This window comes from Sulfitobacter sp. IGS-18 (genome assembly GCF_059628195.1).
In genome coordinates, this window is the sequence record NZ_JCAQIH010000003.1 from 99,606 (window position 1) to 116,811 (window position 17,206).

13 protein-coding genes are annotated in these 17,206 nt (G+C 62.1%); 12 read left to right on the top strand and 1 reads right to left on the bottom strand.

The features are described from left to right. Positions 1 to 9 precede the first annotated feature (9 nt). From tssB to ACWNZ3_RS21250, 12 genes are all read left to right on the top strand, one after another. Positions 10 to 555, top strand: coding sequence for a type VI secretion system contractile sheath small subunit (tssB, locus tag ACWNZ3_RS21195; protein ID WP_269362980.1), 546 nt, complete (start codon positions 10 to 12; stop codon positions 553 to 555). Between the two features lie 2 nt (positions 556 to 557). Further along, complete coding sequence (tssC, locus tag ACWNZ3_RS21200; protein WP_269362982.1) at positions 558 to 2,066, top strand: type VI secretion system contractile sheath large subunit; 1,509 nt, start codon at positions 558 to 560, stop codon at positions 2,064 to 2,066. A 29-nt stretch (positions 2,067 to 2,095) separates the two neighbouring features. Beyond that, a complete protein-coding gene (locus tag ACWNZ3_RS21205) occupies positions 2,096 to 2,581 on the top strand; it encodes an Hcp family type VI secretion system effector (RefSeq protein WP_496902529.1) in 486 nt (161 codons plus the stop codon). Between the two features lie 21 nt (positions 2,582 to 2,602). After that, positions 2,603 to 3,328 carry a type VI secretion system baseplate subunit TssE gene (locus ACWNZ3_RS21210; RefSeq protein ID WP_269362986.1) on the top strand — a complete coding sequence of 242 codons (726 nt, stop codon included), beginning with the start codon at positions 2,603 to 2,605 and terminating at the stop codon, positions 3,326 to 3,328. Next, positions 3,328 to 5,205: a type VI secretion system baseplate subunit TssF gene (gene tssF, locus ACWNZ3_RS21215; protein WP_496902530.1), complete on the top strand. Its 1,878-nt coding sequence runs from the start codon at positions 3,328 to 3,330 to the stop codon at positions 5,203 to 5,205. Before ACWNZ3_RS21210 ends, tssF begins: the two co-directional genes overlap by 1 nt. A gap of 26 nt (positions 5,206 to 5,231) precedes the next feature. Continuing rightward, positions 5,232 to 6,230, top strand: coding sequence for a type VI secretion system baseplate subunit TssG (gene tssG / locus ACWNZ3_RS21220; RefSeq protein ID WP_496902531.1), 999 nt, complete (start codon positions 5,232 to 5,234; stop codon positions 6,228 to 6,230). Beyond that, the gene (tagH, locus tag ACWNZ3_RS21225) at positions 6,227 to 7,654 is read left to right on the top strand and encodes a type VI secretion system-associated FHA domain protein TagH (RefSeq protein WP_496902532.1); all 1,428 of its coding nucleotides are present in this window, start codon (positions 6,227 to 6,229) and stop codon (positions 7,652 to 7,654) included. Before tssG ends, tagH begins: the two co-directional genes overlap by 4 nt. Before the next feature lies 1 nt (position 7,655). Beyond that, positions 7,656 to 8,114, top strand: coding sequence for a type VI secretion system lipoprotein TssJ (gene tssJ / locus ACWNZ3_RS21230; protein ID WP_496902533.1), 459 nt, complete (start codon positions 7,656 to 7,658; stop codon positions 8,112 to 8,114). Between the two features lie 15 nt (positions 8,115 to 8,129). Beyond that, positions 8,130 to 9,464, top strand: coding sequence for a type VI secretion system baseplate subunit TssK (tssK, locus tag ACWNZ3_RS21235; RefSeq protein WP_496902534.1), 1,335 nt, complete (start codon positions 8,130 to 8,132; stop codon positions 9,462 to 9,464). A 4-nt stretch (positions 9,465 to 9,468) separates the two neighbouring features. After that, positions 9,469 to 10,818: a type IVB secretion system protein IcmH/DotU gene (gene icmH, locus ACWNZ3_RS21240; protein WP_496902535.1), complete on the top strand. Its 1,350-nt coding sequence runs from the start codon at positions 9,469 to 9,471 to the stop codon at positions 10,816 to 10,818. 3 nt (positions 10,819 to 10,821) lie between these two features. After that, positions 10,822 to 14,367, top strand: coding sequence for a type VI secretion system membrane subunit TssM (gene tssM, locus ACWNZ3_RS21245; protein ID WP_496902536.1), 3,546 nt, complete (start codon positions 10,822 to 10,824; stop codon positions 14,365 to 14,367). 80 nt (positions 14,368 to 14,447) lie between these two features. Continuing rightward, positions 14,448 to 14,846, top strand: a complete 399-nt coding sequence (locus ACWNZ3_RS21250) for a hypothetical protein (protein WP_496902537.1) — start codon at positions 14,448 to 14,450, stop codon at positions 14,844 to 14,846. Positions 14,847 to 14,855: 9 nt separating this feature from the next. On the opposite strand, the gene ACWNZ3_RS21255 is transcribed toward ACWNZ3_RS21250, so the two are convergent. Next, on the bottom strand, positions 14,856 to 17,168 hold the full coding sequence (locus ACWNZ3_RS21255) for a type VI secretion system Vgr family protein (protein WP_496902538.1): 2,313 nt from the start codon (positions 17,166 to 17,168) through the stop codon (positions 14,856 to 14,858). Positions 17,169 to 17,206: the final 38 nt, after the last annotated feature.

Consider the following 17,206-nt stretch of genomic DNA (forward strand, 5'->3'; position numbering starts at 1 on the left):
AATCTCGATATGGCCGACAGTAAGCAGAAAGTGATCGAGCGAAACCGGGCGCCGCGAGTCCAGATCGCCTATGACGTCGAACATTACGGCAGCCCCACGACCATCGAACTTCCCTTTGTGATGGGTGTGATGGCCGATCTGGCCGGTGATTCCGAAACCCGCGAGGCTAAAAAGCCTTTGGAAGAGCGCAGTTTCGTCGAAACCGATGCGGGCCGGTTCAACAAGTTCATGGAAGCGCTGAGCCCGCGGGTCAAGGCGCGGGTGCCCAACACGCTGCCCGTCGCGGAAGGGGAAGAGAAAGACGAAGAGATGTTCGTCGATCTTGAGTTCAAGAACATGGGTGATTTCGCGCCCGACAAGATCGCCGAACAGGTGCCGGCGCTGGCCGAACTGCTCAAGATGCGGCGGCAGCTGGAAGAATTGCTGGGCTATATGGACGGCAAGGTCGACGCCGAAAAGCGCATCGCGCAGTTGCTGAGCAACGAACCGCTGCTGCAACAGGCCGCGGAGGCGGCGATGGAATCCTCCAAATCAGATGACAAGGAAGGGGCATAAGCATGGCTGACGACAAGCTCAAGCAGGGTGGCGCAGCCGCCGAAGCCGAAGCGCTTGATCTGGGAGAATTCAGCGAACTGCTGGAAAAGGATTTCCGGGTCAAAGACAGCGATGGCGAAAAATTGCAGGCGCTGGTCCAGAACCTCGCGCTGGCCGCCAGGGAACGCTCCGGTACAACGGCGATTTCCGGCAATGCGGTCAAGTCGATCAAATCTCTGATCGCAGGCATAGATTCGATCCTGACCACCCAGATGAACGAGATCCTGCACGCGCCCGAAGTCACCAGGATGGAAGGCACATGGCGGGGGTTGCATTATCTGCTGAACAACACCGAAACGGACCAGAAGCTGAAGGTGCGTGTGCTGAACGTCCGCAAGGACGATCTGGCCGACCATCTGCAGGACTTCGAAGGGCAGATGTGGGACCAGTCGCCGATCTTCAAGAAGATCTATTCGGATGAATACTCGATGTTCGGCGGCGAACCCTTTGGTGCGATCATCGGGGCCTATGAATTCAGCCAGCACCCCAAGGACGTCAGCCTGCTGCGCAATATCTCGGGCATTGCCGCGGCGGCCCATGCACCGTTTATCGCAGCCGCGGCACCGCAGTTGTTCCGCATGGAAAGCTGGCAGGAACTGCCCAATCCCCAGGCGCTGGAACAGATCGTGTCCAGCCCCGAATATGCAAGTTGGCAGTCGCTGCGCGAATCCGAAGATGCCCGGTACATCGGACTGGCGATGCCGCGCGTTCTGGGCCGATTGCCCTATGGCGCGGATACCATCCCGGTCAAGGGTTTCGACTTCGAAGAGGACATCGCGGGGAACCACGACAATTACGTCTGGATGAACGCGGCCTTTGCGATGGGCGTCAACATCAACCGCAGCCACAAGATTTCAGGCTGGGGCACCCAGATCAGGGGTGTGGAATCCGGTGGTACGGTCATGAACCTGCCGGTCCATACCTTCCCGACCGACGATGGCTCCGTGGCGATGAAATGCCCCACCGAAATCGCCATCGACGACCGCCGGGAGGCCGAACTGGCCAAGCTGGGGCTGATGCCGATCCTGCACCGCAAGAACACGGATGTGGCCGCCTTTATCGGGGCGCATTCCTTGCAGGACGATGAAACCCGTGCCGGACGCCTGGTGGACCCGGACGCGCAGGCAAACGAACGGCTGTCCGCCAACCTGCCCTATCTCTTTCCGGTCAGTCGCTTTGCCCATTATCTCAAGGCAATTGCCCGCGACAAGGTGGGGACCTTCAAGGAACGCGCCGACATGCAGGTATGGTTGAGCGAGTGGATCAACCGCTACGTGCTGGCGAACCCGGCCATGGCAGACGACAAGGCCAAGGCGAAACGACCACTGGCCGCCGCCGAAGTGCAGGTGGACAGTGTTGAAGGGCGTCCGGGCTATTACAACGCTCGTTTCTACTTGCGCCCGCATTACCAGTTGGAAGGGATCAACGCGAGTTTGCGGCTGGTTTCAGAGCTTCCTTCCGTCAAGACGTAAGACCAACTTGAACCAAGTGGAGAACCAACATGCCTTTGACAGGATATATGAAGATACCGGATATTGCCGGTGAATCCCAGCGCGCCGATCACGAGGACGAGATCGACATCCACGATCTGATGTGGTCCATTGAACAAGCCGCATCGGCGCAGGTCGGCAAGGGACGGTCACGCAGCCGTGCGCAGATCGGATCGATCTACGCACGCAAGTTTTATGATGCGTCGTCTCCCTATCTCGCGCTTGCCGCCATGCAGGCCAAATCCTTCGACGAGATCGTGATCTATGTCCGCAAGGACAGCGGTGAGGCGCATCTTGACTATCTGGAGATCACCCTCACGAACACCATCATCTCGAAATACGAGGTTCTGGGCGTCGGTGCGAATGATGGCCAGGTGATGGAGGAATCTGTCGGTCTGGCGTTCGAGGAGGTCAAGATCAAGTACACCGTTCAGGCTGATGATCACTCGGCTGGTGACGAACACGAGATCGAATACGACCTGGCGGCAGGAGTCTGACGCTGAGACCTGGGATCGCGCATGTCTGTTGAACGTGACCCGCCCCGTGCAGCGTTGCAGGAAGCGGTTCAGCCCTCGCTCTGGGATCGGCTGGTTGACGACCTGCCGGGTCTTCAGGCGGAAACCAAAGGACTGAACGCTGAACTGATGCGCCGCGCGGGGCTGAGCGCGACAGACGTGGATGCGTTGATCGCAGGAGGGCCCCGTGCCATCGCGGCGCATCCCGATCTGGATGACGACAGCCGCGCATTGGCGCATCGTCTTATCACGCGGGATGCGCAACGGCGCAGGCTTGCCGATGGCGGTATCGTGGTGACGCCGGAGGTCCTGCGCGAAGCGGTTCGGCGTGACATCGAAATGCTGTTCAACATCGAACGGCTGGAGGCGGAATTCTTGCTGACCGAACGCGAAGCACTGGACCATCCCAATCCGGCCAGCGTTCTGGCCGATTTTCCGGAGGTACGCGCCAGCGTGGTCAACTATGGCGTGCCCTCGTTTTCGGGACGCATCGGGTCGGATTTCGACACTGATGCGCTGGCCCGGACCATCCGCGAGGTGCTGGCGGTCTTTGAACCGCGCCTGCGCAAGGACGGGCTGCGCGTGCGTGTTCGTGTGGGCGACAAGACCGGCATGCGCATCGAAATCGACGGTATGCTGTTGATGTCACCGGTGCCCGAACGATTGCGCCTGTCCACTTCCATCGACCTGGACAACGGACAGGCCGTCACCGCGCTGGAGGACCGTTGATGGATCAGGCGTTTCTACAATATTACGAGGATGAGTTGACCCATATCCGGTCGCTGGCCGGTGAATTTGCGGCACTGCATCCCAATGTGGCGGGCAACCTGTCGATCACCTCGGTGCCCTGTCCTGACCCCTACGTCGAACGCTTGCTGGAAGGTGTGGCGTTTCTGGCGGCCCGCACCCGGCTCAAGATCGACGTGGAAAGCTCTCGCTATGTGCGCAACCTGCTGGATGCGCTTTATCCCGATCTGGCCGGACCGGCCCCGGCAATGACGATGGCCACGCTGACCCCCGGGCCGCAGGTCGACAGGATGCTGGACGGCCATCAGGTGCGCCGCGGTACCAGGCTTGTCGCATCGCTGCGCGAGGGGTTGCAGACACGTGCGACCTATACCACGTCCCAGACCGTGCATCTGTGGCCGATCATGCTGGCAGGTGCGGAATATCTGCAGGATCGCGGTGCGCTGGCACAGGCTGGTGTGCCCGAGACGCAGTTGCGCGATCACGAAGCTGGACTGCGCATCACCATCAAGCGGCGCGGGGCGGGCAGCCTGTCGGAACTGTCGCTGAAGAACCTCGACCTCTATTTTGGTGCAGGCGCAAGAGGCGGTGCGATTTTTGATGCCCTGTTCGGGTTCGGCGGGCCGATATTGGCGCGCCCGGCCGACAAGAAAGCGCCGTTCGATGTCGGCCCGGCGCCTGCCATGATCGGGGTGGGGGATGACGATGCGCTCTTGCCCCGAGTACGCAGTTCATTCGAGGGCTACCGCCTGCTGCGCGAATATTTCCTGATGCCGGAACGGTTCTTTGCAACCCGGCTTGCCGGACTGGGCGACACGATCAGGCGTTGCGAGAAAAACCAGCTTGAGGTGATCGTGCTGCTGCGGTCCAGCGATGCCTCGCTGTCCGGGGTGAAGGCCAGTGATTTTCGGCTGTTCGCGGCCCCCATCGTCAATCTGTTCGAACATGAATGCAATCTTGTCGACCTGTCGCCGCATCGGCCCGGCCATCTGGTACATGCCGACCGTACCCGGCCCTGGGATTTCGAGATTTACCGGCTGCTGCGCGTCGAGGACGCCGATGCGCAGGGGCCGGGCGCGCGGGTCACACCGCTGTTTTCAGTCGAGCAACAGTCAGACAGTGGTCATGTCTATGCCTTCGAACGCCGACCGCGCAGGCCCAATACCGACGAGGTGCGCCGGGGTCAGACGCGGTCGAGCTATGGCGGTGACGATTTTTATGTTTCCGTCGCGCGCCCGGCGAACCGCCGCGATGCGAAACCGATCCGGCGGCTGGATATCCGGGCCCTGTGCACCAACCGCGACCTGCCGATCCTGGACGACACGCCACGACTGACTCTTGAAACAGGCGACCCGGTGACCGAGATCGACCTGCTGCGCCCGATGCGCCGACCGCGTCCCAGTCTGCGCGCCACGCTGCCTTCCGGTGCCGCAGGCGAATCTCAGCTGGACGATCTGACGTGGCGCTGGATATCGCAGCTGTCGTTGAACCACATCTCGCTGGCCGCCGACGAAAAAGACGCCGAACCCCTGCGTGCGCTGATCCAGCTATACGCAAGGCGTGGCGATCCGAACCTTGCGCGGCACGGGCAGTCGGTGACACGGGTCTCTTCAACACGTCTGATCGAACGCATCGCCCGGCCCGGCCCGGTTTGCTTCGGGCACGGTACGCAGATCACGCTGGACATCGATGACACCGTCCTTTCAGGGGGCAGCCGCCTGTTGCTGTCAGCGTTGCTGGCGCAGCTGTTCACGCGCCATACTGGCATAAATTCGTTCGTGCGCACCCGCACGCGGCTTTCACAGACCCAGACGGAGATATCATGGCCGATGACGCCCGGCACCCGCGCGCAGATCTGACTGCGCTGGCCAAAGCAGCCAACAGAATGGATTTTTTCGAACTGTTGCGGCAGTTGGAGACTGAAACGCTGCGCTTTGGCCGGGCCGGGGGGGCGGAGAATGAACCTGCACGGCTGGGCCAATCGCCGCGCCTTGGCTTTGCCGCGGGCGATGTCATCGGCCTGATGCCCGGTACTGACGACATGCCGACGCAGGTACAGGAAAATGTACTGGGTCTGATCGGCCCCGAGGGACCGATGCCGTTGCACATGACCCGCTGGATCATGATGCGGATGTCGAACCGCTGGTTTGCGGGCGACAGCGAAGGGGCGACATCGGACACCGCTTTTCTCGATTTTATCAACATGCTGCAGCACAGGCTCATCGCATTGTATTGGCGGGCCTGGGCCGATGCGCGGGCCGAAGTCCATGTGGCGCATGGCGATGGCGGACGTGTCACCGCGCTGATGCGCGCCCTTGCCGGGTTGGGGCTGCCGGGTACCGTGACCGGCGATCAGCGGCTGGACGGGGCCAAGCTGCACCATGCCACCTCTCTCGCACTTGAGGCGCGCAGCCCGGAACGGCTGTGCGCATTCCTTCAAACCGTGCTGGGCGTTCCTGTGGCGCTGGAGGAATTTGTCGGCCTTTGGGTCGAGATCCCGCCGCATCTGCAAACCCGGATCGGATCGGCCCACGCCGGGCTGAATGTCGCTGCCGTTGCGGGGGCGCGTTTCTTTGACCGGGCCGGACAGGCAGAAATCAGGCTTGGCCCTTTGACCTATGCCCAGTTCGCCACCTTTCTGGATGACGCCGCGGCCTGGGAGCGGTTGCGCCATGCCGTCCTTTTCGCGGGGGGTCGTGAAACGGCCTATTCCGTACGGCTGGTTCTGGCGGCGGGCGAGGTCTCCGCAGCGCAGCTTGGCGTCACCCGGCTGGACCGGACATCCTGGCTGGCACCCGACGGCGCAAAGGATGCCGAAGACCTGACATTCAGCAACATTGGCGACCGCGAAGCGCCCGCACTGAACGAAAGGGGGGCGGCATGACGCTTCGACTGGTTCTTGAAAACGCGCCCCATGCGCAGGCCGAAAGGGAAAAGATCTACAACGGCGGCAAGCTGATGGTCGGGCGCGGCGACGATGCGGACTGGCAATTGGTCGATCCTGACATGTTCGTGTCGCGTCAACATGCGATCCTGACCGAAGAAGACGGGCGCGTCATGGTGACGGATGCCTCGTCGGGCGGGTTGTTCATCGACAATGCGGCCAACCCTCTGGGTGCCGGCAACTCTGCCCCGCTGGAACCGGGGATGCGTCTGCATCTGGGCAATTTTGTGCTGCGTGTCGAAGCGGTGACCACGCGGGACAAGACCCCTGCCGAACCGACAAAGCGCTCCGGGGCCGGGGTGTTCTCGTTTGAGTTCGGGGCGGATGAGACACCGGAAGAGCCGGTGCGCGAACGGCCCGCCGAGCTGCCGGATGTGTTCGGCGTCCGGTCAGACAACCGCGTGACCGAACGGTCGCGTGAACCGGTCCGCGAGCCGCCACCACTTGACCGCCGCGACCCGTTCGAACTGGACCTGCGCGGTGCGCGCGATGATGCGCCAAGGCAGGCAGGCAAAGCCGACGGATCCAATGCGCCGCCCCGAAAATCCGGTAGCTATTTCGACGTCGATACCCCACGCGATAAAACAACCGAGGCCGATAGCTGGATGCCGGAACTGGACAGCGTCAAACCGGCAATGGAAAGATCCGACCCCGCTGAAGAGCAGCTTGCACGCGATCCAGTTGCCCGTGACGAGGCCGCTGCGCCTGAGACGCCGAGACCGCCCGTCGCCGCCGCCGGACAAGCGCCTGAGCCCGGCAAACCGTCCGTCGCACCCGGCGCGGATGACACCGCTCTGCGCGCGGCCTTCTTTCGCGGCATGGGCCTGGATCCATCGCGCCTGCCCCCCGGCGACGCGGAGGAGGAGATGGAGCGAATCGGACACTGCCTGCGCGGTCTCGTCGAAGGGGTGATGCTGCTCCTGCGGACGCGCGCACAGGAAAAACAGCGGGTTCGCGTCGCCCAGACGGTGATCGCCAGCGCAAACGTCAATCCGTTGAAGTTTCTGGCGACAACTGACGATGGTCTGGTATCATTGCTGCAACCGCGCGGCGAAGGCTATCTGTCGCCCGAGGATGCGGTGGCATGGGCATTCCGCGATCTGACTGATCACCAGGTGCGGACATGGACGGCGCTTCAGACCGCGCTTCGCCGGATGATCGACAGCTTTGATCCCGCCGAGATTGAAAAAGAAATGGAAGATACCGGCCTGCTGGAAACACTGATTGCAGGCGGGCGCAGTGCCAAACTCTGGCAACTGTACAAGGAGCGCTACAAGGAAATCGCCGAGGCTGCAGAAGAACGGTTCCTGGGCGAGGTGGGCGCTGATTTCAGGGATGCTTATGAAAACGAAGGGAGATCGTGACATGATTATCGAACGCCGTACTTTCCTGCTGAGCGGCAGCGCGCTTGGGGCATTGTCCCTGTCGGGCTGCATGGAATCCGCTGCCCCGGTGCTAAGCATCAGTGCCCAGGCGCAGGCAGGCATGAACACCGGACCGGACGGATCGGACCGTCCGGTGACGCTGACCGTGCTGCAAATGTCCGGGTCGGGCAATTTCGACAAGGCTGATATCTTTGCGCTGCAAAACCCGCAGGCCGCGATCGGTGGAGAACTGATCAAGGCGGATCAGATTGTTCTGGCCCCCGGTGCCGTCGTGTCCAAGATGATAGCGGTGCAGCCGGGTACGACTGTGATCGGCGTTACCGCCGGATTCCGATCCCCCACCGGCAAATCCGTGCGCAAGAAGATCGCCGCACCCGTTGCCGATCAGGGACTGATGATCAGTGTCGGGTCGGGCGGCATCGCGATGAACACCGTTTGAAAGGCATGACCGTCAATGACTGACAGAAACAAGGTCGTCTGGTCCGAAGGATTGTTCCTGCGTACCCAGCACCTGCAACAGCAGGACCGGCATACCGAATGGCTGGTGCGCCGGGCCGTCGATGCCATGCCGCTGCAAAGCGTCGGCTTTGGCCGGATCGAAATCGACCCTGTTGCGCTCGAAGCGGGGCAGGTCGCGCTGCTGGCAGCAGAGGCGATCCTGCCGGACGGCACCTTTCTCTCGGTTCCGGATCACAGTGTCGAAATTGCGCCGGTCACCGTCACGGCGGACACGGCGACAGGCCTGGTGTTGTTGGGCCTGCCTGCCGAACGTGCCGGGGCGGCGGAAATCGACGCAGCCCATGCGACGCCATCCGGCATGCGGTGGCGCGGTGGCTTCATCACGGCACGCGATGCGATCCGCGAGGGGGCGGAACCGTCAGAGATCGAGGTTGCCCGTGCGGCGCCGCGCCTGTTGTTGCCTGGTGACGAGACGGCCGGATATGCGACCCTGCCGATCACCCGCATCGAAGGGCTGACGGCGGAAGGGGCTGTTGCCATAGACCCGGGGTTTCTGGCGCCCGCTTTGCGGATCGAAGCGGTGACCTGGTATGGGCAGCTGCTCAAGGAACTTGTTACCGGACTTGACCGTATCGCCGAAGCACATGGTGCGATGGTGCTGGGTGGATCGGGCGCGTCGATGGAGAACCTGCTGATCCTGGAGGCCGCCAATCGCGCCAGACAACGGCTGGCACATCTGGCCGAGCAGGATAACATACATCCCTCGGCGTTGTTTCTTGAACTGGCCGGGCTGGCCGGACAGCTGGCCACCTACGGCGCGTCCGCGCGCAGGCTGGGTGATCTGCCCCGCTACGACCACCTTGATCCGCAGGTCGCCTTCACCGCGCTGGCCGACACCTTGCGGTCCCTTGTCCTGAGCCTGCGGCATGTCGAACCCAAGGCCCGCGCGCTCAAGGTCAGCCGCCATTCCGACAACATCTGGACGGTCCGGATCGACAACCCGAACATCATCGCAAAAAATCGCATCGTGCTGCGCATCGGTGGCGACATGTCCGAGGCGATGCTGCGCAAGATTTTCGTAGATCAGGCGACCGTCGGGGCCGCCGACGAATTCGATGCGCTCTGGACATCCAAGCTCACGGGCATACCGCTCAAGCCGCTCAATTCGCAGCCACGCGAAATACCCTACGACGGCGACCGGCTGTGCCTGGAACTTGACCGGACGTCCGAACATTTCGCATCCTTGGCCGAGGCACCGGGTTTCGTGCTGGGTGTCGCGGGCAATCTGGCGAAGGAACCTGAAATCGACTGCTATGCGGTAAGCCGGTGACGCTATGAATGGTGATGATCCCTTTGGGCTGGAAAACGACGCGGGCCGCACGCGGGTACGGCCGGTCAAGCGAGACCCGCAGCCCAGGAGATCCGCTGCCAATCCGGGATCAGCGCCAGGTATCGAGGCGCGACTTCGCGATCCGCGTGCCAATGATAATCCCTTTGTTAACGCCTTTGCGCCCTTGCTCGGGCTTGCCCCCGAACTGGAAGGCGCGATCGCGCCGGAAGAGCCGGACATCCTGCGGGCGCGGCTGCTGGACAACCTGACCTATGCGCGCGACAACGCGGTGTCCTCGGGCGTACCGCTGTCGCGCGCTGATCAGGGTGCGTGGTTTGTCGCCGCACTGCTGGACGACATCGCATTGAATACACCTTGGGGCGGCAGGTCGGGCTGGCCACGCATGCCGCTTGTCGTGTCGCTTTATGGTAATGTGGACGCGGGCGAGCGGTTCTTCGATCTGATCGAGGACCTGATGCGATATCCCGAACGCGACCCCGAATTGTTGGAGCTGGCGTTTTTGTGCCTGTCGCTGGGGTTTCGCGGCAAACACCGGGTTTCGGGTGCCGGGGGCGAAGCGGCGCTGTCTCAGCTGCGCACGCAGATGGCGCGTCTGCTGCGCGACCGCGACGCAGAGGATGCACCGCTTGCGCCGCATTGGCGCGGCGTTGTCGCTGACGATACCCCCGCTCGGTTCATCGTGCCGTTGTGGTCGATCGGACTGATTGCCATCGCGCTGATCACCGCCATTTATGTCGGGCTCAGCATGCGGCTTTCGGCGCGGGGCGAACAGCTTTATACGCTGGCAGGCGTTCTGCCACCGCCGGAACGGGCGGATATCTTTCGCCCGGTGATCGAAACGCTCGACACGCCGAAACTGACCATCGAACCGCTGGTGCTGGAACTGCTGCCGCTCTTTGCCGAAGCTGCGCCCAGGGACACCGCCTCGGCCCTGACCGGGCGCGAGGACGTGTCCATCGCCGTCGTCGTCGTGCAGGGTTCCAACCCCGAGGTTTTCCGGTCCGCCAAGGCGGAACTGAACGACGGCTACGGGCCGCTGATCGCGTCCATTGCCAAAGTGATTATCGAAAATCAGGAATTCATCGGACAGGTCCGGGTTATCGGCCATACTGACAGCGTCCCGGTTCAACGGTCCAATCCGTTCCAGTCGAACCAGGGGCTCAGCGAAGCCCGCGCCAAAACCATCGCTGACATCCTGGTGCAGGCCGGGGTCCCCGCCGCACTGGTCGCTTCCGAAGGCAAGGCGCATCACGAACCCATCGCCGGCAACGACACCAAAGAGGGCCGCGCCCGCAACCGCAGGGTAGAGATCGTCCTGCAAAAGAAGGTCTGAGCGATGGGATTTCTGAAAAAGATACTGAGCATCCTGTTTTCCCGTATGCTGTGGACCTTCATCGGCATCGCTGTCCTATGCACATTGATCTGGCTCTATGGCCCCCTGATCAGTGTTGGCGATGCCGCCCCGCTGGCATCTGACATGGTGCGTATCGTGGTGATCGGCGTGATCATCATCCTTTGGCTGCTGTCGATGCTGATCCGCCAGTTGCGCGCCGCGCGCGCCAACCGCGCCTTCGTGTCGGAACTGGCCGCGCCGCCACCCGAAGCGCAGGCGGCCCCGGGAGAGGAAAACATCGCCGAGGTAAACGCCAAGTTTCAGGACATCCTTGAACAGATGAAGCGCTCGAAACTCGGCGGGCGCAAGTTTCTGCGCGACATGCCGTGGTATCTGATCATCGGGCCTCCCGGCACGGGCAAGACGACCGCGTTGCGCCAGTCCGGCCTGCATTTCCCCATCGACCTTTCTGACGATCTGAAAGGCATTGGCGGCACGCGCAATTGCGATTGGTTCTTTACCGAGGACGCGGTGCTGATCGACACCGCCGGGCGGTACGTCCAGCAGCAAAGCGATCCGGATGCGGATGCGGCGGAATGGAAGGGCTTCCTGAAGCTGCTTGAAAAACACCGCGGGCGTCGGGCGCTGAACGGGGTTATCCTGACGCTGTCGGTGCAGGAACTGGCAGGCGACGACGTGTCGATCCGCGAACACGGCCGCGAGATACGCAAACGCCTGACCGAACTGCGCGAAGAACTTGAGATGAACCTGCCGGTCTACCTCATGATCACCAAGGCTGACCTGGTGCCGGGGTTCGAGGCGTTCTTCGGCGATCTGAACTCGCGCGAGCGCGAACAGGTCTGGGGCGCCACGCTGCCTACGGCCGACCGGGTCGATACCGTCACGGTCGAACGCGAGGCGCAGGTGCTGCAAGTGGCGATGGAGGAACGTCTGGTTGCACGCATATCGGATGATCTGCCGCTTTCGGGACGCGCCGAAGTGTTCCGTTTCCCGTCGCAGATGGATCAGTTGACCGGCCCGCTCAAGGTGCTGATCGAGGCCGTATTCGGCGAAAGCCGCTACGAGGAAAGCCCGTGGTTGCGCGGCTATTACTTTACCTCCGCCACGCAAGAAGGGTCGCCCATCGACCGGATGCTGGCGGGCATTGTCACTTCGCTGGGCCTGAAACCGCCACAGGCCGAGACGCGGCGCCACGGCGAAAAGCGGTCATTTTTCCTGCGCAATCTGCTGACCGACGTGATCTTCCCCGAGGCTGGTCTTGGCCGCTTTGACCCGCGCGCCGAGGAGCGCCGCCGCTGGGTCTGGCGTGGCACCCTGGCCGGAGCGGTGCTGATTACAATGATCCTTGGCACGTTGTTCCTGTTTTCCTACCTGCGTTATTCCGGTGGGCTGACAGACCAGGAACGGCAGCTGACGGCGCTCTCCGCGCGTCTGTCCAACGTCGCCGCGCGGCAGGCCCCCACCGATCCACTTGACCTCAACCTGGCGCTTGAGGCCGCGAACGAAACGCTGGTGGCATCGACGGATGTCGCAGGCGGACCGTTAACCATCCTTGGACCGACGGCGGAGCCGGAACTGGCACAAGTCCAGCGCATGACCTACGATCACACGCTGCGCAACATCCTCGAACCGCGCATGGTCGCCTTGTTGGAAGCAACCATGTGGCGGCACAGCCGGGATCCCGAATTCCTGCTGGGCGCGCTGAAATCTTATCAGATGCTGACCGGCAAGGCCCCTTATGACGAGGAATTTCTGGGGCTCTGGTGGCAGACCGTGTTGCCCGACTTTGCCCCGATCAACCCCTTTCCGACCGACGAGGCGATCGACCACCAGTTGAGCGCACTGGCCCGGATGGCGCGTGAAGAGAACAAGATCGAACCCGATCCTGCGCTGATTTCGGTCGCCCTTGAAAGCATCTGCACCATTCCTCTGGCCGTGCGCGCCTACCGCAGCCTCCGCGCCGATCCCTCGGTGGCCGGATTGCCCGACTGGATTCCGGCCGAAAAAACCGGCCCGAACGGCACGCGTGTCCTGACCCGTCTGTCTGAAAAGACCCTGCGCGTTGGCCTGCCGGGTGCCTTCACCTACAAGGGATTTCACGACGCCGTCCTGCCTTTGGTCCCGGTTGTGGCGGGGCAGGCGACGCTGGATCGCGCCGTATTCGCCGGCGGCTGCGCCGAAAGCAGCGAAGCCGATACCGAGACCCTGGAGACGGATATCCTCAAGCTCTACTACGATGATTTCATTGCCCAATGGGACGGTTTCCTGCGGGACATCCGCCTGACGCCAATCGGCAACCTGGTGCAGGCGCGTCAGAACCTCAAGGATCTCTCCTCTGCCGACAGCGCTTTGAAACGGCTTTTGTTGGCGGTTGTCGAGGAGACCCATCTGGCACGGGTCGTGCAGGAAGGTGAGGGGGGCAATGATGCCGCCAAGGCCGCCGGATTGCGGGCGGCGTCGAAACTCGGGAAAATCGGCAAGCTGGTGAAAAAGGGGAACCGGATTCTCGGCGCTGGTGGCGGTGACGCCGGGCCGCCGCCTGATCCGCCCGGAACACCCGTGTCACAGCATTTCGCCCCGATCCGCAACACTGTGGAAGAAGTCGATGGCCAGCCACCATTGCTGGACGATGCCGTTGCCGCCCTGACGGCGCTGTCGAACGAAATGCAGACCGTCGCGGCCAGCCCGGATCCGCAGGCGGCGCTGCTGGCACGGGGTGGCCTGCCGCAACTGACCGGGGCCATCGCGAACGAGGCGGATGGCCTGCCGGACCCTATCGACGACTGGATCGCGGGGATTGCGGGTGACACAATCAGCGTGACCCGCGAGGCGGTGATTGCCCAGCTTAACGCCAGGTGGCGGGCCGACGTCATGCCGTTCTGCGTCTCTGCCACGTCAGGGCGGTATCCGTTTGATCAATCCAGCCAGATCGACGTGAACACGCTGGATTTCTCACGCCTGTTCGGTCGCGGCGGGCTGATCGACGCCTATATCGACAGTCATCTGCTGGCCTATGTCGACACGACCGTGCGCCCCTGGCAGTGGCGATCGGATTTCGGGCTGGACGCCAGTCTGTTGCAGCCTTTTGAAAACGCCCGTTCGATGCGCGATGCGCTGTTTCCGGGGGGCGCGGGTCCGGTCATGGCTTTCAACCTTGAACCCAAGGATCTGAGCGGCAATGCCAGCCGGGTCACGCTGAACGTCGATGGTCAGGTGCTGAGCTACTTCAACGCGGCGACGCGGCCGACGCCGATGACCTGGCCGGGGCCGGACGGGACCAACATGATCACGTTGACCTTCGCGCCGGTTGATGGAACCTCGGAACTGATTACCTCCGAAACAGGCAGCTGGGCCTTCCTGCGGCTGATCCGCAAGGGGCGGCTGTCAAAGACAGCCCTGCCGGAGGTGTTCAACCTGTCGCTTGGTGCGGGGCAATTTTCGGCGCAGTTCAACCTGCGGGCCAACTCTGTCGAAAACCCGTTCGACCTGACGATGTTCTCGGGCTTCACCTGCCCGCGCGGATTTTGAAGGCGGTGCATCCGGAAACCGGATTTTTCGGCAAGCTGCCCACTGCCGGAGATTTCATAGGGCGCGGGCTCAGGCCCGGGGTGCGGCCTGTTATGGACCGGTTCCTTACCGCGAAACTGTCGCAACATGCGGCGACGCCGGATCTTTGGCCCAGCGAAGGGTTGCGGGGGGTCATCAAGGGGCCAAATGGCGATTTGCTGCTGTGTATTCTGCCAAGCCGGGATTCGGCTGATCGTGCCTTTCCGATTGCGGCATGTGTCGGTTTGAATGCCGCGGCCCTGGCTGAGGCGGACCGTTGGGCGGATCAGACATATCCCGTGCTGCTGAATGCCAGGTCTGCCGATGACATGGTTGCGGGCCTGTCCAACATCCAACCGCCGGAACCCGGGGCACCTGCCTTGGCATCGCCCGCCCTGTGGCAACGCGGGACCCTCCCGGAAGGGCCGGAAGCGGTGATCACGCGCCTTTTCGGGGCCTGATGGCAGGCATCAGTTCATGTTGATCTTGCTGCCTTTCTGGGTGATATCACCGCCCGCCTTTTCAACGATATTGCCGCTGGCCTTGATCGTGATATCCTTGCCTTCGATCACGATGGTTCCGTCCTTTTTCATCTGGAACTTGGCATCGCCGCAGACCAGAGTGATTTCGTCCCCCGCTTTGATCGATATGGTCTTGCCGACCTCGATGCTCAGGTTCTCCCCGATCGTGGCGGATTTATCCTTGGCAATCGCCTCGGCCATGCTGCCGCCCACCTTGACCGATTGGTCCGCCGCGATTTCAACCGACTGAGCGGCCCCGATCTCCACTTTCTGATCCGCGCCGATGGTCCAACTGTCCCCGGCGCCGACCGTATGATCCTGACCGGCACCAACGGTGACACTGCGCGAGGCACCGATGGTATTGGTCTGGACCGCGCCAACGGTCCGGGTTTCCGCCGCACCCACAGTGTCAACGCGGGCGACAGCAACGGTAATCGCCTGGTTCATGCCCACGGTCTGGGTGTGATTGGCACCTATCGTCTCGGTCGAATTGGAACCGACGCTGATGGTCTCGTTCGACCCGACGGACAGCGACCTGTCCACCCCCACCGTTTCCGTGTCGTTGTTACCGATACTGACGGTCCGGTCGACGCCGACGGTGGTGGATTTGTTGTTGTCCACCATCTCGGTCCGGTCGTGACCGACCCACTGGGTCGCGTCATTGACAACTTCTTCACTGAAATCATTGCCGATGTGTCGCGCTTCGTTGTTCTTGACCAGTTCATTATGGTCCTTCTGCGCCTGGAAATAGACCTCTTCCGACCCGGCCTTGTCCTCGAAACGCAGCTCGTTCCAACCTCCGCCGCCGGGCGAAGAATTGGATTTCCACCCCGATTGCGTGGCATTTGCGGGCAGATCATAGGGCGGCATCTGTTCGGCGTTATAGACCCGCCCGGTGATGATCGGCTGATCCGGATCGCCTTCCAGAAAATCCACGATCACTTCCTGTCCGATCCGGGGGATCTGGATGAATCCCCATCCGGACCCTGCCCAGGCTGCACTGACCCGCACGAAACAGGATGAGCTTTCGTCGTCGCCGCCCAGCCTGTCCCAGTGGAACTGCACCTTCACGCGGGCATGTTGGTCGGTATGAATCTCTTCGCCTGCGGGGCCGACCACCACTGCCGTCTGCGGCCCGCGCATGCGCGGATGCGGTGTCACGTAGGGGGGATGGAAAGGGACTGACAGCGGGAAAAGGCTGTAGTGGGCGACAAACCCGGAGGTTTCCGTGCGGCTGTCGCCCGCCGAATAATTGGCATCGACGAATTCAAAAGTCATTGCCCGCACGAAGAACTTGTCGTTCTCGGCCTCGCGCGTGGCACCGACAATCTTGAACATCGCCCCTGCCATCGGCAGCGCCTCTGTCGACACGGCGTGAACATTGTGCGCCGGCACCTGACGGGCTGTAAGCCGGATATCCGCAAGATCCTTGCCGCGTCCGTGGTCGATGTAGGTGCCGGGATAGCTGTATTGCTCCGCATCGTCGAGGGCATGTTCCTTGAGCATTTCCGACAGCGCCATCAAATCGGACGAGGGGGCCTCGAAATCATAGTCGGTCTGCGCATAGGCACCGGTCACCACCTCGTCGCTGCGCCGCATTCCGGTCAGGATACCGACATTACGGTGAATCACCGACGCATCAGGTTCATAGGTGATCTCTGAGACATCCCCGACCGGTGCCAGATCGCTGCTGGCGTCGGCAATGACCATGCAATGTTTGCCGTCTTCGAATTCGAAATAGTAGAATATCCCCTCGTGTTCGAGCAGCCGTTGCACAAAAGCCAGGTTGGATTCGCCGTATTGCACGCAGTATTCGCGTTTGGGATAGCTGCCGGTCAGGTCCAGCCTGTAATCGGTGACGCCTGCCTCCCCCAGCACGTCCTCGACGATCTCGGGCACACTTTTGTGCTGAAAGATGCGGTTGTCGAATTGCCGGCCCAGAAACCAGACCGCCGGGCGCAACACCAGGCGATAGACATAGAACCCTTCGCTGACGCTGAGATCCTGAAACGAGAATTCGTCGACCAGACCGTGAAAATACCGGTAGGCATCGGTTGTACCCGCCCGCAGGACGCTCAGGCTGACGGGTTCCCCCAGCAGATCGTTGGCAACGATATCGGGGTCGGAGCTATGACAGATCAGCTCGAACCGGAAAGGCGCGGAAATTGCATCCTCGCCGCTCATTTTCGCGAACAGCAGCGCCGGTTCGCGGTCACGGTCGGGCAGCGGAGTTTTTAGAATCGTAAAGCGATCCGAAGACATCTTGGGTCTCCTTTGGTCAGTGCGTTGAATATATGAAC

What these genes read in the sequence shown, in the direction of transcription:
- ACWNZ3_RS21255 (WP_496902538.1), bottom strand. Translation starts at nt 17,168, where the DNA reads ATGTCTTCGGATCGCTTTACGATTCTAAAAACTCCGCTGCCCGACCGT.
- tssC (WP_269362982.1), top strand. Translation starts at nt 558, where the DNA reads ATGGCTGACGACAAGCTCAAGCAGGGTGGCGCAGCCGCCGAAGCCGAA.
- ACWNZ3_RS21205 (WP_496902529.1), top strand. Translation starts at nt 2,096, where the DNA reads ATGCCTTTGACAGGATATATGAAGATACCGGATATTGCCGGTGAATCC.
- tssF (WP_496902530.1), top strand. Translation starts at nt 3,328, where the DNA reads ATGGATCAGGCGTTTCTACAATATTACGAGGATGAGTTGACCCATATC.
- tssB (WP_269362980.1), top strand. Translation starts at nt 10, where the DNA reads ATGGCCGACAGTAAGCAGAAAGTGATCGAGCGAAACCGGGCGCCGCGA.
- tssG (WP_496902531.1), top strand. Translation starts at nt 5,232, where the DNA reads ATGGATTTTTTCGAACTGTTGCGGCAGTTGGAGACTGAAACGCTGCGC.
- icmH (WP_496902535.1), top strand. Translation starts at nt 9,469, where the DNA reads ATGAATGGTGATGATCCCTTTGGGCTGGAAAACGACGCGGGCCGCACG.
- tssK (WP_496902534.1), top strand. Translation starts at nt 8,130, where the DNA reads ATGACTGACAGAAACAAGGTCGTCTGGTCCGAAGGATTGTTCCTGCGT.
- tssJ (WP_496902533.1), top strand. Translation starts at nt 7,656, where the DNA reads ATGATTATCGAACGCCGTACTTTCCTGCTGAGCGGCAGCGCGCTTGGG.
- tagH (WP_496902532.1), top strand. Translation starts at nt 6,227, where the DNA reads ATGACGCTTCGACTGGTTCTTGAAAACGCGCCCCATGCGCAGGCCGAA.
- ACWNZ3_RS21210 (WP_269362986.1), top strand. Translation starts at nt 2,603, where the DNA reads ATGTCTGTTGAACGTGACCCGCCCCGTGCAGCGTTGCAGGAAGCGGTT.
- tssM (WP_496902536.1), top strand. Translation starts at nt 10,822, where the DNA reads ATGGGATTTCTGAAAAAGATACTGAGCATCCTGTTTTCCCGTATGCTG.